This window comes from Methanococcoides sp. AM1, from assembly GCF_900774055.1.
Classification (GTDB): Archaea; Halobacteriota; Methanosarcinia; order Methanosarcinales; family Methanosarcinaceae; genus Methanococcoides.
Map to the genome: position 1 here is coordinate 1 of NZ_CAAGSW010000032.1, position 217 is coordinate 217.

General features: G+C 39.2%; 1 protein-coding gene. It reads left to right on the forward strand.

Going from position 1 to position 217, the window contains the following annotated elements; genetic code table 11:
* Positions 1 to 17: 17 nt before the first annotated feature.
* Positions 18 to 217: PKD domain-containing protein (locus E7X57_RS12260; RefSeq protein WP_371413204.1), on the forward strand; the 200-nt coding region annotated here is incomplete at its 3' end.

Below are 217 nucleotides of genomic sequence, written 5' to 3' on the forward strand. Positions count from 1 at the left end.
ACTCCAGTCAGAATATAATTCATACGTATGATACAGCTGGTTTGTATACTGTCAATCTTACTGTCAGTAATATCAATGGCACTGCTTCCGAAGTCAAGACGAATTATATCAATGTGACATCAGTTCCGATACTTCCGGTATCCGATTTCAGTGCTAATGTCACTGAAGGTATTGCACCACTTACTGTTTCATTCACTGATCTCTCAACCAATGCAAC